This window comes from Nocardia crassostreae (assembly GCF_001613405.1).
Taxonomy (GTDB): domain Bacteria; phylum Actinomycetota; class Actinomycetes; order Mycobacteriales; family Mycobacteriaceae; genus Nocardia; species Nocardia crassostreae.
This window is the reverse complement of the sequence record NZ_BDCH01000034.1, coordinates 1-18,832: the sequence shown is the minus strand read 5'-3', so window position 1 is coordinate 18,832 and position 18,832 is coordinate 1. Positions and strand designations below refer to the sequence as shown.

Annotated in this window: 16 protein-coding genes and 3 pseudogenes; 11 read left to right on the top strand and 8 right to left on the bottom strand. The window is 68.6% G+C overall.

Annotated elements, in window-relative coordinates:
• Nucleotides 1-5 precede the first annotated feature (5 nt).
• The 3 genes from NC4_RS31450 to NC4_RS31440 all read left to right on the top strand — a co-directional run bounded on the left by NC4_RS31450 (nucleotide 6) and on the right by NC4_RS31440 (nucleotide 5,006).
• The gene (locus NC4_RS31450; protein ID WP_067545677.1) at nucleotides 6-1,475 is read left to right on the top strand and encodes a serine/threonine-protein kinase; all 1,470 of its coding nucleotides are present in this window, start codon (nucleotides 6-8) and stop codon (nucleotides 1,473-1,475) included.
• 42 nt (nucleotides 1,476-1,517) lie between these two features.
• Nucleotides 1,518-4,031: an HAD-IC family P-type ATPase gene (locus tag NC4_RS31445; RefSeq protein ID WP_067545674.1), complete on the top strand. Its 2,514-nt coding sequence runs from the start codon at nucleotides 1,518-1,520 to the stop codon at nucleotides 4,029-4,031.
• A 138-nt stretch (nucleotides 4,032-4,169) separates the two neighbouring features.
• Nucleotides 4,170-5,006 carry a PhzF family phenazine biosynthesis protein gene (locus NC4_RS31440; RefSeq protein ID WP_067545671.1) on the top strand — a complete coding sequence of 279 codons (837 nt, stop codon included), beginning with the start codon at nucleotides 4,170-4,172 and terminating at the stop codon, nucleotides 5,004-5,006.
• A 10-nt stretch (nucleotides 5,007-5,016) separates the two neighbouring features.
• On the opposite strand, the gene NC4_RS31435 is transcribed toward NC4_RS31440, so the two are convergent.
• Nucleotides 5,017-5,931 (bottom strand): ADP-ribosylglycohydrolase family protein, encoded by a 915-nt coding sequence (locus tag NC4_RS31435; RefSeq protein WP_067545669.1) that lies wholly within the window; start codon nucleotides 5,929-5,931, stop codon nucleotides 5,017-5,019.
• Between the two features lie 198 nt (nucleotides 5,932-6,129).
• Between NC4_RS31435 and NC4_RS31430 the strand changes: the two genes are divergently transcribed.
• A complete protein-coding gene (locus tag NC4_RS31430) occupies nucleotides 6,130-6,933 on the top strand; it encodes an acyl-[acyl-carrier-protein] thioesterase (protein ID WP_245722065.1) in 804 nt (267 codons plus the stop codon).
• Between the two features lie 17 nt (nucleotides 6,934-6,950).
• Here NC4_RS31430 and bla read toward each other — a convergent pair whose 3' ends face one another.
• Entirely contained in the window at nucleotides 6,951-8,003 is a 1,053-nt protein-coding gene (gene bla / locus NC4_RS31425; protein ID WP_084529950.1) for a class A beta-lactamase, read from the bottom strand.
• A 163-nt stretch (nucleotides 8,004-8,166) separates the two neighbouring features.
• On the opposite strand from bla, the pseudogene NC4_RS43495 reads away from it, so the two are divergent.
• The 3 genes and pseudogenes from NC4_RS43495 (at nucleotide 8,167) to NC4_RS31410 (ending at nucleotide 10,576) form a co-directional block, all read left to right on the top strand.
• Nucleotides 8,167-9,058, top strand: a pseudogene (locus NC4_RS43495) (LysR family transcriptional regulator).
• Nucleotides 9,055-9,954 carry a serine hydrolase gene (locus NC4_RS31415; RefSeq protein ID WP_067545666.1) on the top strand — a complete coding sequence of 300 codons (900 nt, stop codon included), beginning with the start codon at nucleotides 9,055-9,057 and terminating at the stop codon, nucleotides 9,952-9,954. The pseudogene NC4_RS43495 and the gene NC4_RS31415 overlap by 4 nt, the downstream one beginning before the upstream one ends.
• A 52-nt stretch (nucleotides 9,955-10,006) precedes the next feature.
• Nucleotides 10,007-10,576, top strand: a pseudogene (locus NC4_RS31410) (NADPH-dependent FMN reductase).
• 3 nt (nucleotides 10,577-10,579) lie between these two features.
• Here the strand turns inward: NC4_RS31410 and NC4_RS31405 are convergent.
• The 3 genes from NC4_RS31405 to lspA are packed head-to-tail and all read right to left on the bottom strand — an operon-like array spanning nucleotide 10,580 to nucleotide 12,905.
• The gene (locus NC4_RS31405; RefSeq protein ID WP_245722064.1) at nucleotides 10,580-11,254 is read right to left on the bottom strand and encodes a hypothetical protein; all 675 of its coding nucleotides are present in this window, start codon (nucleotides 11,252-11,254) and stop codon (nucleotides 10,580-10,582) included.
• Between the two features lie 2 nt (nucleotides 11,255-11,256).
• Nucleotides 11,257-12,183 carry an RluA family pseudouridine synthase gene (locus NC4_RS31400; RefSeq protein ID WP_067545663.1) on the bottom strand — a complete coding sequence of 309 codons (927 nt, stop codon included), beginning with the start codon at nucleotides 12,181-12,183 and terminating at the stop codon, nucleotides 11,257-11,259.
• On the bottom strand, nucleotides 12,180-12,905 hold the full coding sequence (lspA, locus tag NC4_RS31395; RefSeq protein ID WP_245722063.1) for a signal peptidase II: 726 nt from the start codon (nucleotides 12,903-12,905) through the stop codon (nucleotides 12,180-12,182). The genes NC4_RS31400 and lspA overlap by 4 nt, the downstream gene beginning before the upstream one ends.
• A gap of 123 nt (nucleotides 12,906-13,028) precedes the next feature.
• Here lspA and NC4_RS31390 point away from each other — a divergent pair, with 123 nt between their 5' ends.
• From NC4_RS31390 to NC4_RS43480, 4 genes are all read left to right on the top strand, one after another.
• Entirely contained in the window at nucleotides 13,029-13,988 is a 960-nt protein-coding gene (locus NC4_RS31390) for a hypothetical protein (protein WP_439957572.1), read from the top strand.
• Nucleotides 13,976-14,764 carry a hypothetical protein gene (locus NC4_RS31385; protein ID WP_157555343.1) on the top strand — a complete coding sequence of 263 codons (789 nt, stop codon included), beginning with the start codon at nucleotides 13,976-13,978 and terminating at the stop codon, nucleotides 14,762-14,764. Before NC4_RS31390 ends, NC4_RS31385 begins: the two co-directional genes overlap by 13 nt.
• 157 nt (nucleotides 14,765-14,921) lie before the next feature.
• Nucleotides 14,922-15,191 (top strand): VOC family protein, encoded by a 270-nt coding sequence (locus NC4_RS43485; RefSeq protein WP_245722062.1) that lies wholly within the window; start codon nucleotides 14,922-14,924, stop codon nucleotides 15,189-15,191.
• A 3-nt stretch (nucleotides 15,192-15,194) separates the two neighbouring features.
• Nucleotides 15,195-15,386, top strand: coding sequence for a VOC family protein (locus NC4_RS43480; protein ID WP_245722061.1), 192 nt, complete (start codon nucleotides 15,195-15,197; stop codon nucleotides 15,384-15,386).
• A gap of 70 nt (nucleotides 15,387-15,456) precedes the next feature.
• On the opposite strand, the gene NC4_RS44205 is transcribed toward NC4_RS43480, so the two are convergent.
• The 3 genes and pseudogenes from NC4_RS44205 to NC4_RS43470 all read right to left on the bottom strand — a co-directional run bounded on the left by NC4_RS44205 (nucleotide 15,457) and on the right by NC4_RS43470 (nucleotide 18,750).
• Nucleotides 15,457-16,041: an arabinosyltransferase C-terminal domain-containing protein gene (locus tag NC4_RS44205; protein WP_281186534.1), complete on the bottom strand. Its 585-nt coding sequence runs from the start codon at nucleotides 16,039-16,041 to the stop codon at nucleotides 15,457-15,459.
• 28 nt (nucleotides 16,042-16,069) lie between these two features.
• A pseudogene (locus tag NC4_RS44200) lies at nucleotides 16,070-16,582 on the bottom strand (arabinosyltransferase C-terminal domain-containing protein); the annotation flags it as partial.
• 17 nt (nucleotides 16,583-16,599) lie between these two features.
• Nucleotides 16,600-18,750 carry an arabinosyltransferase domain-containing protein gene (locus tag NC4_RS43470; protein WP_281186533.1) on the bottom strand — a complete coding sequence of 717 codons (2,151 nt, stop codon included), beginning with the start codon at nucleotides 18,748-18,750 and terminating at the stop codon, nucleotides 16,600-16,602.
• Nucleotides 18,751-18,832: the final 82 nt, after the last annotated feature.

Below are 18,832 nucleotides of genomic sequence, written 5' to 3'. Positions count from 1 at the left end.
CGGACATGCTAGAGCTTCGCCCCGGCACGGTTTTCGCGGGCTACCGCATCGAACGCAAACTCGGGGCGGGCGGAATGGGTTCCGTGTATCTCGCACGGCATCCTCGACTGCCGCGCTGGGATGCCGTGAAAGTCCTGTCGGCCCGCGCGGGCGCCGACCAGGAGTTCCGCGCGCGTTTTCTACGGGAGGCGGAACTCGCCGCGCGCCTGGATCATCCGAACGTCGTCGCCGTGTACGACCGCGGGGTCGAACTGGAGCACTACTGGATCGCCATGCAGTACGTCGCGGGATCCGATGTGGCACAGCTGATCGAGCGGGGAACACTGCCACCCGAACGGGCGGCCGGAATACTCGGCGAGGCAGCAGCCGGACTGGACGAGGCGCACCGCGTCGGGCTGGTGCACCGGGACGTCAAACCCGCCAACCTCCTGATCGCCGAGACCGACGGCCGCGTACTCGTCACCGATTTCGGAATAGCGCGTGCCGCCGACGATTCCGTGGCCCTCACCGAGGACGGTTCGGTACTGGCCACACTGCCCTACGCGGCGCCCGAGCAGATCAACGGCGGCACCGTCGATCACCGCGCGGACGTGTACTCGCTGGGGTGCACCCTCTACCAGATGCTCACCGGCGCAACGCCGTTCCCCCAGGCTACCGCGGCAGCCGTCATGTACGCACATCTCACCGAGCCGCCGCCACCGCCGAGCACCGTCGTTCCGGGGCTGCCCCGGGAGCTCGATCGGGTGGTCGCGGCGGCGCTGGCGAAAAATCCAGACGACCGGTACCACAGTTGCGGGGAGCTGGCCGCGGCCGCGCACGCCGCACTGCACGGCAAAGCCGATGCGCCCACACCGCGTCGCATCCGCCGTCGCCGTATCGCGCTGGCCTGCGGCACCGTGCTGCTCGTGACGGCGCTGGCCGCGGTGATCGCCGGGGTGAGCCGAGCGCCCGACCGGGGGCCGGGGACCGGGGGCACCGCAACCGCGACACCGCCGGGGACGAGCGCACCGTCCGGCCCCTGGGCCGCTCATCAATACATCGCCGACACCTTTCCGGATCTGGTACCGCGGACACCCGGTGAGGCGGTGGTCGGCAGCGTCAGCTGCAGCGCGATCGGTGCGGACGACTTCCGCCCGGTACCACTCGGCGAGGAGGCGGCCGTCGGCCAGCTCATGTGCCGGGGAGACCGGAACCCGGTCCAATCCCTCTACATCCGATGCAATGCGGACCGGACATCGCAGTGGCCACCGCGGGCGGCGTCCACCAACATTATCGAGGGCGAACAGGACTGGACACGGCAGTCCGGGAAAGGCCGCATCATCTGGAGCCACAGCCCGGCCGACGACAAGTTCCCGCAGAGCGGGGAGCTCGTCATCGGATTCGACGATGCGCGCGGATTCTGCACCATCAGCGTGCTCGGCGCCACCACCGGGCAGGAACTCGTGGACCGCTGGTGGAACACCGCGCCCATCTAGCGCTTAGGTGCATTCTCAGCCGGGCACTCTAGGCTGTCGGTCATGTCGATCACCGCGACACACGAGAGCTTGCCCGCGATGGGGCTGACTTCGGCCGAGGTCGAGCAGCGGCGGCGGGACGGGTTGACCAATGATGTTCCGGAGCGGGCTTCGCGGTCCGTGCGGGACATTGTGCGGGCGAATGTGTTCACCCGTATCAATGCGATTCTGGGTGTGCTGTTCATTCTCGTCATGGCGACCGGGTCGGTCATCGACGGGATGTTCGGGCTGCTGATCATTGCCAATAGTGCGATCGGCATCATTCAGGAGGTTCGGGCCAAGAAGACGCTCGATCAGCTGGCCATTGTCGGGCAGACCAAACCGGTGGTGCGCCGCGACGGGAAGACCGCGGAGGTCGCGCCACAGGAAGTGGTGCTGGACGACATCATCGAGCTGGGGCCGGGCGATCAGATCGTCGTGGACGGCGAGGTGGTGGCGGCCGAGCTGCTCGAGGTCGACGAGTCGCTGCTCACCGGTGAGGCCGATCCCATTGACAAAACCGTTGGGGCGCAGGTCATGTCGGGCTCCTACGTGGTGTCGGGCAGCGGGTCCTACCGGGCCACCAAGGTGGGCAAGGACGCGTACGCGGCCAAGCTGGCGGATGAGGCCAGCAAGTTCACCCTCGTCAATTCCGAGTTGCGCAATGGCATCAACACGATTCTGAAGGTCATTACCTACCTGCTGATTCCGGCGGGTCTGCTGTCCATCTACAACCAGCTGGTCTCCAGTAAGGAGCCGTGGCGCGAGGCCGTCAACGGGATGGTGGCCGCGCTGGTGCCGATGGTGCCCGAGGGCCTGGTGCTCATGACCTCCATCGCCTTCGCGGTCGGCGTGGTGCGGCTGGGGCGGCGCAAGTGCCTGGTCCAGGAACTGCCCGCCATCGAGGGACTGGCGCGCGTGGATGTGGTGTGCGCGGACAAGACGGGCACGCTCACCGAGAACGGGATGCGACTGTCGGAGATTCGGGTGGTCGGTCCGGACGGTGCGCCGGTGCTGTCGAAGAACGGCGACGCCCCCGATGCCGAGTCCGGCGGGCCCGCGACCGCGGGAGCCGAATCCATCGGCGGCACCGAGGAATTGCGGCAGGTGCTGGCCGCCATGGCGGCCAAGGATCCCTGGCCGAATGCGAGCGTCGTGGCTCTAGCCGAGGCGCTGCCGGACGCACCGGGCTGGCCGGTCACCGGGGTCGCGCCGTTCTCCTCGGCCAAGAAGTGGAGCGGGTTCTCCTTCGGCGAGCACGGCAACTGGCTGCTCGGGGCACCCGATGTGCTGCTGGATCCGGAAACCGAAACTGCCGCTGTCGCACAGGAAATCGGCGCCAAGGGCCTGCGCGTGCTGCTGCTGGCACGCAGCGACCGGCCGGTCGACGCGGCGGACGCGCCCGGCCAGGTGACTCCCGCCGCGCTGGTGGTGCTGGAACAGCGCATCCGGCCGGACGCCAAGGCGACCCTCGAGTACTTCGCGTCGCAGAACGTGACCAACAAGGTCATCTCGGGTGACAATGCCGTCTCCGTCGGCGCGGTGGCGTCCTCGCTGGGGCTGCCGGGCGGCGATCATCCCGTCGATGCCCGCACCCTGCCCTCGGACCAGAGCGAACTCGCCGATGTGCTCGAACGCGAGACCATTTTCGGCCGGGTCCGCCCGGATCAGAAGCGCGCCATGGTCGGCGCGCTGCAATCGCGCGGGCACGCCGTCGCCATGACCGGCGACGGCGTCAACGACGTGCTCGCCCTCAAGGACGCCGATATCGGCGTCGCCATGGGCGCGGGCTCCCCGGCGACCCGCGCGGTGGCGCAGATCGTGCTGCTGGACAACAAGTTCGCCACGCTGCCGTATGTCGTCGGCGAGGGCCGCCGGGTCATCGGCAATATCGAGCGGGTCTCCAACCTGTTCCTCACCAAGACCGTGTACTCGGTGGTGCTGGCCTTCCTCATCGGCATTGCGGGCGTGGGCTCGCAGATCTTCCACTACAAGGCCATCGGCTATCCGTTCCTGCCGCGCCACGTGACGATCGCGGCCTGGTTCACCATCGGCATCCCGGCCTTCATCCTGTCGCTGGCGCCCAATAACGAGCGCGCCCGCACCGGATTCGTCCGCCGCGTCATGCGATTGGCCATTCCGTCGGGCATCGTCATCGGCGTCATGACCTTCATCGCCTACCTGCTCGCCTATCAGGGCCCCGAGGCCAGCGAGACGCAGAAGGTGCAGGCGGGCACCACCGCGCTCATCACCCTGCTCATTATCGCGGTCTGGGTGCTGGCCATCGTGGCGCGGCCCTGGGTGTGGTGGAAGGTGCTGCTGGTCGCGGGTTCCGTTGCCGGATACCTGATCTTGTTCTCGCTGCCCTTCACCCGCGAGTTCTTCAAACTCGATCCGTCCAATATCGCGCTCACCACCTCCGCGTTCATCTGCGGCGGCATCGGCATCGTGCTGGTGGAGCTGGCGTGGTGGATCAGCGCGCGACTACAAGGCGAGGCACCGCACCTGCTGCCCAGCTCGCCCGGCGAGAAGCCCTGAGCCGAAAAGGTTTCCGGACCGGAAACATATGACGCGGGTCCCGGGCGGACAGCTCGGGACCAACTGGTCGCATGCTTTGGCTCGCCGTGAATCCCCTTGTCCCGTTCGGTCATTGAAAATCCGGGTACCTTCAGCAGCATGGAGGTCCTGCTGCACCAGATCGACGCGTTCGCGGACGCACCGTTCTCGGGCAATCCCGCCGCGGTCATGCCGCTGTTGTCCTGGCTGCCGGATGCACTGCTGCAACAGCTCGCCGAGGAGAACAATCTCGCCGAGACGGCCTTCTACACCTCCGCGCTACCCGTGGACGCCGGTGCGCCGCCGGACAACTCGCCCGCGTTTCACCTGCGCTGGTTCACGCCCACGGTGGAAGTGGACATGTGCGGGCATGCGACGCTCGCGGCGGCACAGCAGATTCTCGACGATATGCATCCCGGCGCGGACCGCGTGCACTTCTACACCCGCAGCGGCTGGCTGCGCGTCGACCGGGACCGCGACGATCTCGTGCTGGATCTGCCGGTGGTGTCCTCGGTGGAAATCGATGTGCACGACGAGGTTCCGCGCGCGCTCGCGGCGGCCCTCGGGGTGCGCCCGCTGCGCGCCTTCGACGGCACCGATGTGGTGCTCATGCTCACCGCCGAACACGAGGTACGCGACGCGCGCCCGAACTTCTCGGCCTTCCCGCGGCTGAATCGCGCCGCCATTCTCACCGCCTCCGGCGACAGCGCCGATTTCGTCTCCCGCCTCTTCGCGCCCGGACAGGGCATTCCGGAGGATCCCGTCACCGGTTCCTCGCATGCGCAGCTCACCCCGCTGTGGAGCAAGGAACTCGGGCGCACCACCCTGTCCGCGCGCCAGCTCTCGCAACGCGGCGGCGCCATGCGATGCACCCTCACCGGAGACCGGGTCCGCCTCGCCGGACGCTGCCGCCGCTACCTCGACGGCGTGGTGCGGCTGCCGGACCGACCCGAGTAGCGGTGCGATATCAGTTGTGCGCGAGGATCTTTCGAGTGAGATCGGCGAGATCGTCGGCGCGCATGCCCGGATAGCCGTGCAGGATGGGCCGCCAGTCGGCCGGAATGGCGGCAGCACCCCAGCGCGCACCGAGCAGGCCACCGGCAATCGCCGCCGTGGTATCGGTATCCCCGCCCGCCCGCACCGCGAGTTCCAGTGCGCCGGGTAGGGAATCGGAATGCGCGATGGCCCACCACGCCGTCTGCAATGCGTGCACCACCCAGCCGTTCTTCGGGAAGTCGGCGGGCGTGCCGTTCTCGGCCGTATCCAGCAGCGGCCCCCAGAATCCGGAGTCGACCCACGAAAGTCCCTCGCGCACACCATCGAACGTCCCGTGCAGGACGGCGTGCCGGATGGCGATGGACCACAGCGTGCACGCCTGCATGGCCTGCGGGTCGTAGTGCGTGAGCGAGCTGATCAGCGCCGCCGCCTTGGCGCAGTGCTCGATATCGTCCAGATAGAGCAGCGCCACCGGCGCGGTCCGCATGAGCGACCCGTTGCCCGCCTTCAATCCGCCCAGATCGTGTGCGTGGATCTGCATTTCCCGGCCGGTCGCACTGCGCCACTGCAAGACCTGACCGGTCTGGAACCCGACATCCTTCGGCGCCGAATCCCACCACGCCACGAACTGCGCCGCCACCGCGTCCAAACCCGTCTGCTCGTGCAGGTTCCCGGCCTCCGCCGCGCCGAGCGCCACCGCGACCGCCATGGACGTGTCGTCGGTCCACTCACCCGGCGCCCAGTTGAACGATCCCCCACCCTTCATGAAGATCTCGACCTCCGGCTTGGGATGGGTGAATTCGTATCCGGCGCCCAGCGCATCCCCCGCCGCCGTACCCAGCAGCACCCCCGCCGCCCGATCGGCCTGTTCCACGCTCAGGTTCATCCGTTCCCCCATCCGTATCGATGATCGAGTCCCGCCACTATGCCACCACGGTACGACAGCCCGGGGTCACGGAGGCGCGCCGAACCCGGGACCGCGCCGCGCCTGCACTACGCTCGTGATCGTCCGGCGCAGCGTCGCCACCACGAGTTCAGCGCACTCCGCTCCCCCACGCCGATGGAAGATTTCGGAGGTTTGCCGATGATGGATCAGCTCACCCAACCCGCCACCCCGGCGGACGCGGCGCATCCCATGCTGCGCCCGCTCGCCCCAGTGCCGTCATCCGGGCACATCTTCGATATCGGCAAGCGGCTGGGCACCGTGGATATGGACGAGGACCAGAACCTGCGCATCGACGGCATCGCGCGGCACATCCAGGAGGCCGGGGTCGATCACCTGCGGCACACCGGGGCTCTCGACACGCATCCGCACTGGATCGTGCGGCGCACGGTCATCGATGTGCTGCGGCCCATCGCCTGGCCCGCGCAATTGCGATTGCGGCGGTGGTGTTCGGGGATCTCACCGCGCTGGTGCACTATGCGTTGCCGAATCGACTCCGACAATGGCGGGCTGGTGGAGACCGAGGGCTTCTGGATCCACATGAACAAGGAGACGATGAGCCCGTCCCGGGTGTCGGACAAGTTCTTCGACCTCATGACCACGACCACCAGCGAGCAGCGGCTGCGCTGGCAGCAGTGGATCGACGCGCCGCTGCCCGCGGCCGACGGCGTCCGATTTCCCTTGCGGCGCACCGATCTGGACCACTTCCAGCATGTCAACAACACCGCCTACTGGCATGCCGTGCACGAATTCGCGACGGACGCAGCCGATCTCACGCGAGGACCGCATCGGTTCGTGCTCGAGTACAACAAGCCCATCCGCTACGGCGAGAACCTCGATATCCACACCGAGCGCGGTACGGACGGGCTCGGCATCTGGTTCGCCGTCGACGGCGATGTGCGGGCGGTGGCGCGGCTGAGCGCTACTCCCACGGGGTGGAAGTAGCGCTCACCGCACCGGACCTACCGCGCGCGGGGTGTGTACCCGAATGTCTCGAGCGCGACGCGGGCGGCATCGGCGACGAGATCATTGTCGGGTTTCGCATCCTGCTGGGGTTTGGTGGTCAGCACCGCGATGACGATCGGGGCGCTGTTGGGCGGCCAGGCGATCGCGACATCCAGCGCCGAACCGTAGGCCGGAGAGCCCGTCTTGTCGCCCACCACCCAGTGGCCCGGCATGGCCGCGCGAATGCGCTTGCCGCCGGTCGTGCTGGCGATCAGCCAGTCCTGCAGCCGCTTCCGCTCGGCCTGCCCCAGCAGATCCCCGAGCACCAGCTTGCGATAGTCGGAGACGAGCGCGGCCGCCGTGTTCGTATCGCGCTCATCGCCTGGGATGGCGGTGTTCAGCTCGGTCTCCCAGCGATCCAGCCGCGAGACGTCATCCCCGATACTGCGCAGGAACGCGGTGAATCCGGCGGGCCCGCCGAGCAGTTTCAACAGCTGATTACCGGCCGTATTGTCCGACAGCGTGATGGCCGCATCGCACAATGCGCTCACGGTCATCCCGTCCTCGACATGCTTCTCCGTCTCGGGTGAGAACTCCACCAGGTCCGAGGCCGGATACCGGATCACCTGATCGAAATACCCGCTCGCCAGCGAATGATCGCGCAGCAGTCCCCCGCACGCGAGGCCCTTGAACGTCGACGCCATCGGGAACCGCTCGCCCTCCCGATAGGAGACGGTATGCCCGCTCCCGGTGTCGAGGGCGTAAACCCCCAGCCGTGCACCGGCTTTCGTCTCAAGGTCGGCGAATCTCGACGTGGCGGCGGAGGCGGCGGCGGAACTCGGCGCGACCGAGCCCGGCGTGGTGCCCGCCTCCGAGGACGAGCACGCCGACATCGACAGCGTGGACACGGCCAGCACGGTGGCGACGGCCGTGCGATAGGCGATCGGGAACCGTGCAGCGTGCGGCGCGGCATCCCGCGCGGTGCGGGCCCCGGCCGAGCCGGAGCGAACGGACTGAGAGGCCCGGCGGCGAGCCGGGCAGAGACGGTTGAACACTGCGAAAGTCACCATCGCAGCACAGCACCGCCCGACGTGCCGCCGCCAATATCCCAGCCCGCCCCGCACCAGTTGCGATCACTATCGCCGCAGGTCCGGACACCGTGATTCGCCCATACGCCGAGTCGCCCCGCCCCGGCGACCCGGCCGCCGCCATCCCGGCTGGTTCAATGACGGCATGGATCTAGTCCGCCACCTCCGCTTCTTCGTCGCGGTCGCCGACGAGGGCCATTTCGGCCGCGCGGCGGCAGCGCTGGACATGACCCAGCCCCCGCTCTCCCAGGGCTTGCGCCGCCTCGAGCAACACCTCGGCGTCGACCTCATTCACCGCACCCGCCAGGGCGCCGTCCTCACCTCCGCGGGCACCCAACTCCTCCCCCCGCGCCCGCCTCCTGGTCGATGACGCCGACCGCCTGCACGCCGAATCCCACCGCCTCGCCAACTCCCGCGGCGCCATCCACTGGGGCGCCGCCTCGGCGCTCCCCGACTCCATCATCACCGCCTGCGTCACCGCACTCCGAACCCAGCTCACGGCCACCGGACACGGCGCCCCCGCAGCGGTTTCCACCACCATCGGCACGACCATCGAGCTGGTGAACGACGTGCGGGCGGGGGTGCGTGATTTCGCGGTGGTGGAGCATCCGGCGCTGGTCGACGGGGTGGAGGCGGGACCAGTGGTGAAACTGCCGCGGTGGCTGGTGGTTCCGGCGGATCATCGCAGTGCGGGGGTGGAGCGGCCGACGTTTCCGATGCTGGCCGGGCTGGCGTTCGCGGGGCCGCCCCGGGCGGCGAATCCGGCCGCGTTCGACACCGTCGTCGATCTGCTGCGCGAGCGCGGGCTGGATGCGGCGACCGAGGTGGCGCGGGATGATCGGAGCATGTTCGCGGCGGTGGCGGCGGGGACCAGTTTCGGGCTGACCGCGACACCGCCCGGCGCTACGCCCGGAGTCGTTTGGGTGCGGCTGGCTCCGCAGGCGATTGCCTTGCGGCTGCGGGTGATTCGCCGCCCGGAGGCGGCGGTGCACGCCGATGTGATCGATCGGGTTCTCTATCGGGAGCGGCTGCGATGAATTCAGCGATCGAGGAGCGCATTCGCGCCGTATTCGCCGATGCGGGGTGCACGGGCTGGCTGCATGCGCGCCGCTGCGATGATTCGGCCACCGAGATCTCCGTCGGCGGCGGCGAACGCGTGGTCACGGCGTCGGTGTACAAGCTGCCGCTGTTCATTGCCTTCTGCCGGGCGATCGACACCGGCGATATCGACCCGGCCGCCCGCATTACGGTCACGCCGTCCGAATGCACGCCCGGTCCAACGGGAATCGCCGCCTTCCGCGATCCGATCACCATGAGCCGCCGTGATCTGGCCACCTCGATGATGACCGTGTCCGACAATGCCGCCGCCGACGTGCTGCTCGGCGAGATCGGGCTGCCCGCCATCGACGCGTTGCTGACCGAACTGGGGCTGACCGAGACCCGGATCGTGGGCGGCACCGCCGATGTGTTCGACAGCCTGGTCCGCGACACCGATACCCACACCACCGCGGAGGCTTTCGCCGCGCTGGCCGACAATGACGAAGCCTGGTCGGTATCCGCCTACGACCCGTCGTACACCAGCGCGACCACCCCGCACGAGATGACCCGCTTCCTGACCGCGCTCTGGTCCGGGTCCGTCCTGTCGCCCGCGCAGACCGATTTCACCCAGATCGTGCTGCGCGCCCAGGCCTGGACGCATCGCATCACCTCGGCATTCCCGCAGCGCGATATTGCCGTCGCGGGCAAGACCGGGACCATCGGCATCATCCGCAACGAGGTCGCCGTCATCGAGTTCCCGGGCGAAATCCCGGTCGCCGTGGCGGTTTTCACCCGCGCGGCACGGCCGGATCCGGTACTGCCCGCCGTCGACGCCGCCATTGCCGAGGCCGCCCGCATAGCCGTCACCGACCTGCGCCGCCCGCTGCCCGAGTGACGCGAATCTCTCGATTTGACCTCAATATTCATTGAGGTTTTAGCGTAAACCCATGGCATCAGACCAGTTTCAGATCGCACTCATCTGTGGCAACGTCCGCGAAGGCCGCTTCGGACCCACCGTGACCTCCTGGATGGGCGGACACATCGAAGACCACCCCGAAATGAAGTTGGACACCATCGATCTCGCCGACTTCCCGATCCCCCTGGACCATTCAGCCTCCCCCGCCCTCGACGCCCTGTCCGCCCGCCTGGACGCCGCCGACGCCTTCGTCATCGTCACCCCGGAGTACAACCACAGCTATCCGGCCGCCCTCAAGCTCGCCATCGACTCTGCCGGCCCCGAATAGCGCGCCAAGCCAATCGGTTTCGTCAGCTACGGCGCCATCTCCGGCGGCCTCCGCGCCGTCGAGCACCTGCGTCCCGTCCTGGCCGAACTCCGCGCGGTGACGATCCGCGAAACCGTCAGCCTGCCCCAGTACTGGAATTCCGTCACGGCCGACGACGCCCTGAAACCCGCACCGTCAGTGGACAATGCCGCGAAAGCGATGCTCGACGAGCTGTCGTGGTGGTCCAAAGCCCTGCGCCACCCGCGCACCACCACCCCATACCCCAACTCGTAACCGTCAGTTGTCGGGAATGGGGGCGTCGTCCGGGCCCGGGTTGGCGGAAGTCTGGTATTCGGGCAGGAGAGGGGCGACCGCGAAGACACCCGCGGGAGCATCCGCGGGCAGGGCTTCGACGGCGCGAACTCCCGGCAGACCGGCCAGGTTTCGAAGTTCGTCGAGCGTGCCGTGCACGACCAGGCCGACCAGGCAGGCGCAGTTCGCGGCGAGGCGGGTGGCGGTCAGGCGATTCACGCGGATGGTGCGATCGTCGTAGCCGCGCAGGGATCCCGCCTGGGCCGCCGCGGATCTCACCGAAGCGACAGCCACGGCTTCGCCCGCGGGCAGCGTGACCGCGACGATCGGCATGGCCGCCCGGGGCACCGAGACGTGGTAGATCGCCTGGGAAATCCGCAGGCCCGCACTGTATTCGGGGATGCGGTCGGCGGTGATGCCCACGGTGAAGGAGATCAGGGCCCAGTGCCCGTCGGTATCGGCGCCCCGCAAGGACTCCTGGGCGCGCGCGAGGTAGTCCGGGATCTGCTCGCCGTTCTCGGGCCCGAGCCGATCGGTCGATATGACCGCTGGGCGTGGCGGAATGGCCACGCCCAGCGAGACGATCAGCAGCGCGAACGCCAGCGCGAGGACGACGGCTCCGATACGGCGAGCCCGGGGCTCACTCCAGATGCGCGGCACCGTTACACAGTACGGAGCACGTCGAGGGCGTGTTCGAGATCGGCGGGGTATTCGCTGGTGATCTCGACCCAGCGGCCGTCGGCCGGATGGTTGAAGCCCAGCTGACGAGCGTGCAGCCATTGCCGTTCCAGGCCCAGGCGTTCGGCCAGCCGCGGGTCCGCGCCGTACGTCAGGTCACCGCAGCAAGGGTGCCGGATCGCCGAGAAGTGCACGCGAATCTGGTGCGTGCGACCGGTTTCCAGATGGATGTCGAGCAGGCTCGCCGATTGGAAGGCCTCGACGGTGTCGTAGTGCGTGACCGACGGGCGGCCGTCCGCGGTGACCGCGAACTTCCAGTCGTTGCCGCGGGCGCGCCCGATGGGGGCGTCGATGGTGCCGCTGGACGGATCCGGATGTCCTTGCACCAGAGCGTGATAGCGCTTGTCCACGGTGCGGTACTTGAAGGCGCGCTTGAGCTGGGTGTACGCGTGCTCGGACTGCGCCACCACCATCACACCGGAGGTGCCGACATCCAGGCGGTGCACGATGCCCTGACGTTCGTGCGCACCGGACGTCGAGATGCGGTAGCCCATGGCCGCGAGCCCGCCCACGACGGTCGGCCCGGTCCAGCCGACGCCGGTGTGCGCGGCCACGCCGACCGGCTTGTCGACGGCGACGATGTCGTCATCGGCGTAGAGGATCTTCATGCCCTCGACGGGGGTGGCTTCGACGGTGAGTTCGCGCTTGGGCTCCGGGAATTCGACCTCGAGCCAGGCGCCGCCGGTGAGCCGGTCGGATTTCCCGGCGGCAATGCCGTCGAGCTGCACCGAACCCTCCTCGGCCAGCGCCGCGACCGCGGTGCGCGACAGCCCGAGCAGCCGGGACAGCCCGGCATCGACACGCATGCCGTCCAATCCGTCCGGCACCGGCATACTGCGGGATTCCCTCATACCGTCTTCTCCTCCGCGTTCTCGTCCTCCTCGTGCCCGTGCCCGGCGCGGCTGCCGTCGGGTTCGAACCCGAACACCGTCAGCGCCACCAGCAGGATCGCGCCGCAGACGATGGCGGAATCGGCGACATTGAACACCGGCCACCAGCCGACCGCCACGAAGTCCACCACATGGCCCTGCAGCGGACCCGGCGCGCGGAACAGCCGGTCCACGAGATTGCCGAGCGCACCGCCCAGCACCATGCCCAGCCCGATGGCCCACGGCAGCGAGCGCAGCGTGCGCCCGATGCGGACCACGCCGATCACCACGGCGGTGGCGACCAGCGTCAGCAGCCAGGTCATACCGGTCGCCATGGAGAACGCCGCGCCCGGATTGCGGACCAGCGTCAGGCGCACCACGTCACCGATGAGATAGATCGGATGGCCGGGCTTGATGGTCGCCACCACGATGCATTTGGTCAGCAGATCCAGCGCGAAGATTACCACGGCGATGATCAGCAGATTCCGCAGCCGCAACGGCCGGGCGGCCGTGTCCTCGCCCGCGGCGGACTCGACGCGCTCGGCGGACTCGACGCGCTCGGCCCCCTCGGCGCTCGCGGAGTTCTCGGCACGGTCCGGGTGCTCGGCGCTGTCTGATTTCTCGGAGTTCTCCGCGGGTGCGCTCGCGCCGGGCGGGGCGTCGGGTTCGTCTGCGTCGGTTTCGCGCGGGCGGTCGGTACTCACGGTTGACATCATTCCCTATGGAATTTCCCGCCCGCCGATCACCGCGGCGCTCCCCCGGAACCGCGCCTCCCGCATCCCAGCTGATTATCAGGAACGGGCCGTAACCTGTCTGACGTGACGGTGTTGTCTTCCTCCCCCAGCTCGGCCAACGCCACCCCGCGCCACGCCCGCCCCGGGCTCTTGCTCATGGTGCTGGCCGTCGCCCTCTCAGCCCTGGGTACCGGTTGCAGCGCCCGGTCGGAGACGACAGCCGATGCCGAGGGTCTCGAACCCGTCGGCATCGGCAAGGTAGGCGAGGTCACCATGCCCATCGCGGCGGTGACCACCACGGTCGTCGACGCCGGGGCCGAACCGCGCTCGCCACTGCGACCGGTGGTCGCGCCGGTCACCGCGCAGCAGGTGACCCTGCGCACCGATCACCATATCGAGCAGCAGATCAACGAGCAGGCGGTGCGGGACTTCTCGCCGCCCGCGGTCACCATTCCGCTCACCGCGCAGTCCGATACCAATGGGGTCGACCTGACCCTGGGCAATGTGTCCTCCCCCGATCCGGCCCTGGCCAAGGCGCTGCTCCCGGCCGACGGTTCCCAGGTCGGATTCGATATCAACGAGCTGGGCGCGATCACCGCGCTGCGGCTGGCGCCCAAACCCGCCACCTCCGATGCGGCGCGCGCCGCACTCGAACAGGCCTTCTATCAAGCCGTGTACCAGTCCATCTGCTTCCCGGACGCGCCCGTCGGGGAAGGCGCGGTATGGACGGTGCGCCAGCAGGTCTCCGGCAGCGTGCCGCTCGAGCAGGTCACCACCGCGACGCTCACCCATCGCGAGGGCAATCTGCTCACCATTCACCTCAATGTGGTGCAGACGCCGAAATCCACGGTGTGGCAGCTGCCCAATGAGGCGGGCCAGCTGGAGATCGTGGACTACCTCATGCACGGTGCGGGCGATATCACCGTCGATCTCGGTCTGCCGCTACCGGTTTCCGGTGCGGTGGAGGTCGGCGGCAATCAGACCTACCGGGATCCGCAGAGCGCGGTGGCGCTCCGCCAGACCCTGCGCACCCAGGTGCAGTGGGGCGCCTGACAGCGAACGGCGCATACGCCGGGCAGAATGTGGCGGTGACCTTCTCCCCGTCGATCCGACGACCGCGCGCCGTCTCGTCCGCGGCGGCCGTGCTCGCCAGCGTGCTGGCGGTGACCGTATCGGCCTGCGGCGCCGATGATTCCGCCGCGCCGCTGCCGGGTTTCGGTCCCGTGGTGGCGCCCCCGCAGGGTGCGTCGGCTCCGCCCGTCACCGATTCGGTGGTGCTGCGCAATGATCTGCTGGAGGTGGGGCAACTGCCCGCCGGGTATGCGGCGCTGAACGATCCGCCGCCGGGCGTGAGCTCCGGCGCGGGCGCGCAGACCGATCCGGCGCAGTGCGCGAAGGTGCTGGCGCCGGTGACCGAGCAGGCGCCGGGCGCGGCGGCCGAGGCCGTCGCGCAGTTCAGCGGACCGGACTTCGCCAGTGTGGACATCGATGCCGCCTCGTATGCGAACGGCGGAGCGGCACAGGCGTTTTCCGCCATGCAAACGCTGTTGCGGGAATGCACGGCATATTCCGGAAAGGACGCCGACGATACCGCGGTGGAATTCCGGGTGGGCGGTTTGGATCAGCCTGCGGAAGGTGATGCGTCCACCGCTTTCCGGGTGAACACCACCAGTAGCGGACTCACTCTGTATTCGGCGGTGAGTCTCGCCCTGGTCGGTTCGACGGTCGTGCAGATCGCCATGTCCGGGGCCTCGGAACCGGATACGCAGCAGCTCAGCGCCCTGACCGCGGCCCAGGTGCGCAAACTGCGGGGCGCGGCGGGGCCGTAGTGCGTCAAGCCCCCTGAATTAACTCTGCGCAACATATCGTGGAATTTTTCCGGCACACAATGCATTTCGTTTGATCAATACGAGAATCGCGCATTTCCTGTCGGCACCCGGGCCTAGGCTCGGATCCGTCCGATAACAATTCGATCGGAGGATTCCGATGCCCGACGTCAAACCGATTCCCGAGGGCTACCCGGTCGTGAGCCCCGCGCTCGCCGTACAGGGCGCCGCACACGCCATCGATTTCTACAAGCGGGTGTTCGGCGCCGCGGAGCGCTTCCGCATGCCCGGACCCGACAACACCATCGCGCACTGTGAACTGCAGTTCGGCGAATCACTGGTCATGCTGGGCGATCCCGCGCCCGATATGGGATTCCTCGATCCCAAGACGGTCGGCGGCACCCCCGTCAACCTCTACACCTACGTCTAGGACGTGGATGCCACCCACGCCGCCGCCCTGGCCGCCGGTTCCAAGGAAACCCAGGCCCCGGCCACCCAGTTCTACGGCGACCGCACCGCCGCGTTCGAGGATCCCTTCGGCCACAAGTGGACCATCGCCACCCACGTCGAGGACGTCACCCCGGAGGAAATGGAAAAGCGGATGGCCCAAATGATGCAGGGCTGACCGTCTAACCGCCTCCGCACCCGCTTCAATGCCGAAACGGGTGCGGATCGCTGTCAGCGGCCGAATACGGTCAGCGCCAGCCCAATACGTTGATCGGACCGGGAGTCCACAACCCCGAATGGGTTTCGGTGTGCAGGCTCGGCCGCACCGGGACGGCGGAGGGATCGATCCGGGTGAAGCGTTGCAGCTCACCCCAGTCCGTACGCCACGAATTGTTCAAGTACGTGGCCATGGTCTGCGGGTGCAGCAGCAGCGAACTCCAGCCCAGCGGGCCGCCGCTGTCGTGGTTCTGCCACCGGTTCGTATCCTTGGCGCCACCCCGGTCGGGCAGCACCCGCCACTCCGGGGTCTCCGCGATCCCATTGTGGTGCTCATAGGGCCGCTGGCACGGAACCTGCAGGCCCACCGCCCAATCCAACAGCACCGGGGCATCGGAGCCGACGACCTCCTGCAGGGTGCGCGTCTGCGGCACCCGCGGCGGGGTCAACGCCACCCACTGCTTCCAATTCTGATCGCGGTCGCTCGCGACCAGGCGGATCACGGTGGCCTCGGCCGGGATATCGGTGAACGGGACCCGCAGATTGCGCCAGGTCGGCGCCGGGCCGATATCGATGGGGGGCCACCCGGCCCAGCTCCTGCACACCGCCCGCGGCATCGGCGATGCCGTACTCGATTTCGACGGGCTGACCGGTGGTCACCACACCGTAGGGATCCACCGAGCGGACACGACCGGCGGCGGTGATCGCGATGATGCCCGCGCGGTCGGTCGCCGCGGGCAGGCGGTACCAGCCCGTGGTGAGGCTCGCGGCCTCGGTCGCGCCATTGCTGCCGAGCACCGGGGTGGTGGCCGGGTTCAAGCCGAACGGCAGTGCGGCCGTGGTGGTTCCGGAGGACTCGTTCTGCTCCGCGCTATTGAGCGCGGACACGATGGCGCTGGTGTCGACCTCGTCGTCGGCCTTCAGATCGGTCGCCACCCCACCCGGGGTGAAGCCGACCGCGTCGGCCGTGAAGGTGCTGAAGGCGTCACCGGTGAGCGGGGTCAGCATGCCCGCATTCGGATCGGTTTCGACCAGCACCTCGTTGGCGATACCGCACGGCTTGCCCAGCACCGCATTGACATTCGACTTGGCGAGGGAGAAGCCCGGATACTGCGCGACCGCGCCCTTGGCCAGCGAACCCACCTCGAACAGCGCCATGAACGCGGCCACCACCGTCAATGGCGGAATCGCGACCAGCTTCCAGGCGCGGCCCGAGATACGGTGCGGGGCACCGGGTTCCGGGGCGCGCACATGGAACCCCCGGCCACGACGAGCAGCAGCAGCGCCAGCAGCAGGAACAGCTTGTTGACGCCGATACCGGCGACCACGACGGGCTTGTCGTTCCAGGGAATGCCCCAGTTCGACACATACCACCAGCCGTTCATGGTGGAGAACGTGATCGCCATCAGGAAGGCGACCATGGCGGCGAAGAGCGCGCGATTGCGCGGCGAGCGCATGACCCGCGGGCCCACGGCCACCGCGGCCGCCACCGCCACCGCGCCCGCCAGCCCGGCGTAGATGCCGTTGTGGTGGGTCCACTTGGTGGGGGTGGTCATCATGAGCAGCATGACGCCGACGGTGCTGCCCAGCAGGCGGCGCACCTGACCGGAGGCGAGGAACGGAACCCGTCCGCCCTTGCGCAGCAGGACGAAGGCGCACACGGCCATGCCCAGCCACAGCATGAACATGCCGAAGCGGCGGGCCACCGAACCGTCGATGGTGGGCATGAACAGGTACTGGTAGCGCAGATACTCGTTGAACCACTCGACATTCGGGCCGACGATCTCGTGCACGTGCTGCATCTCGAGGGTGGCGGCCAGGGTCTGATCGCCGAAAGCGACCGCCAGCACCATGGTTCCGGCCGCGGCCACCGGTGTGATCAACGCCAGGTAGGAGACGCCGCGGGCACGCAGTATGGCGGCGAATCCGGCGTTCTCGGGCACCGGGTTGCTCAGTGCGCGGGCGCGGGCGTCGACAATGCGCCACACCGGGCGGATTCCGGCGAGCAAGGGGGCGACGCAGATAATGCCCGACGGGCCCGCGGTGCAGGCGAACGCGCCGATGAGGGCCGCGATCGCATAGGGCAGCAGGCGGCGCGTCTCAATGGCGCGTTCCACCGAGACCCAGGTCAACAGGACCGCCAGCGCCACCGGCGCTTCGGGGCGCAGACCGTTGTTGTACGGCAGCCAGACAGCCAGGAAGCCCAGCGCGCCGGTCCACACGGCGATCCGGTTGCGCGCGATGCGCGCGCCCAGCCGCGGAATCACCTCGCGGCTGATGACCAGCCACGCGATGATCCCGGCGAGCAGCGCGGGGAGCCGCACCCACGGGCTGGCGGGCGAGACGAGCGCCAGGTAGCCGAAGAGGGAATGGTATGTGCCGACCGGGTTCTCGGGGACGCCGAAATAGGCGAAGTAGTTGGCCATATAGCCCGACGGGATCGAGGCGCGGCCCATGCCGAACAGGTAGCCGTCATCGGCGGTGGTGGCGCCGATGAAATGCCAGAGCACCAGCGTGCCCAGCACCGCGCCGTCGACCGGTTTGAAGGTCCACCAGCGCTGCGGCAGGAAGCGCCGCGCGCGGCGGCCGTCGCGGCGGTCCAGGCGATACAGGGCGAACAGGGCCAGGATGGTGCCCAGCACCGCGGTCCAGATCGCCACCCACTTGAGCGTGCTCGGCGTGGAGGAGAAGCGGCTGTCGACCTGGGCGGTGACCTTCGTCCCGTCGGCGGTGGCCAGATCGCTGTAGATGCCGACCACCTGCGGGCGGTAGTCGCCGTCCAGGGTGACCGGCGCGACCGTGGAGCCGGTGAGGGTGGCGGTGGCCTGGGTCATACCCACGTGCACCACCAGTTCACAGCCCGCGCCCAGTTCCTCCAGGGGTGCGCTGACCAGCGTCTGGTCGCGTAGCACCGCTTCCAGGCGGGCCGGTTTCGCGGTACCGTCCTCGGCCGTGCTGGCCGGGGTCACCCAGGCCAGGAACCCGTACCGCCACCGGTCGGGCGCACCGTTCGGGGTGGTCGCCACCAGCGTTCCACCGCTCGAAGCGAGCTGTGTCACAGCAGTACACGGAATGGTGGCGTCGAAGCTCAACGGCGCGTAGGATACCAGCGGCGCCTCCACACTGCGTGCCGAATTCCCCTGCGGCCACGACACCGTCGCCGCCTCCACCTTGACCGGCAGCAGCGGCACCGCCACCGCCGCCAGCACCGCTACCAATCCCGCGATCCACGCGACCGGCCGCTCCCACCCCCCGCGGGCCCGCACCCCGGCCCCGCTCCCAGCTCTCCCAGCGGACTCTTCCGCCCTCTCCAATACGTCGGTCACGACCGCCGATATTAAGCGGCAATCCGGACCCCCCGCTCCCCGGTCACCTCCCATTCGCCCGAAACCCCCACCCCCGCCATCC

Excerpts from the sequence above, each read along its gene's own strand:
- NC4_RS31450 (WP_067545677.1), top strand. The coding sequence starts at position 6 with ATGCTAGAGCTTCGCCCCGGCACGGTTTTCGCGGGCTACCGCATCGAA.
- NC4_RS31445 (WP_067545674.1), top strand. The coding sequence starts at position 1,518 with ATGTCGATCACCGCGACACACGAGAGCTTGCCCGCGATGGGGCTGACT.
- NC4_RS31440 (WP_067545671.1), top strand. The coding sequence starts at position 4,170 with ATGGAGGTCCTGCTGCACCAGATCGACGCGTTCGCGGACGCACCGTTC.
- NC4_RS31435 (WP_067545669.1), bottom strand. The coding sequence starts at position 5,931 with ATGAACCTGAGCGTGGAACAGGCCGATCGGGCGGCGGGGGTGCTGCTG.
- NC4_RS31430 (WP_245722065.1), top strand. The coding sequence starts at position 6,130 with ATGATGGATCAGCTCACCCAACCCGCCACCCCGGCGGACGCGGCGCAT.
- bla (WP_084529950.1), bottom strand. The coding sequence starts at position 8,003 with ATGGTGACTTTCGCAGTGTTCAACCGTCTCTGCCCGGCTCGCCGCCGG.
- NC4_RS31415 (WP_067545666.1), top strand. The coding sequence starts at position 9,055 with ATGAATTCAGCGATCGAGGAGCGCATTCGCGCCGTATTCGCCGATGCG.
- NC4_RS31400 (WP_067545663.1), bottom strand. The coding sequence starts at position 12,183 with ATGAGGGAATCCCGCAGTATGCCGGTGCCGGACGGATTGGACGGCATG.
- NC4_RS43485 (WP_245722062.1), top strand. The coding sequence starts at position 14,922 with ATGCCCGACGTCAAACCGATTCCCGAGGGCTACCCGGTCGTGAGCCCC.
- NC4_RS44205 (WP_281186534.1), bottom strand. The coding sequence starts at position 16,041 with ATGCCGCGGGCGGTGTGCAGGAGCTGGGCCGGGTGGCCCCCCATCGAT.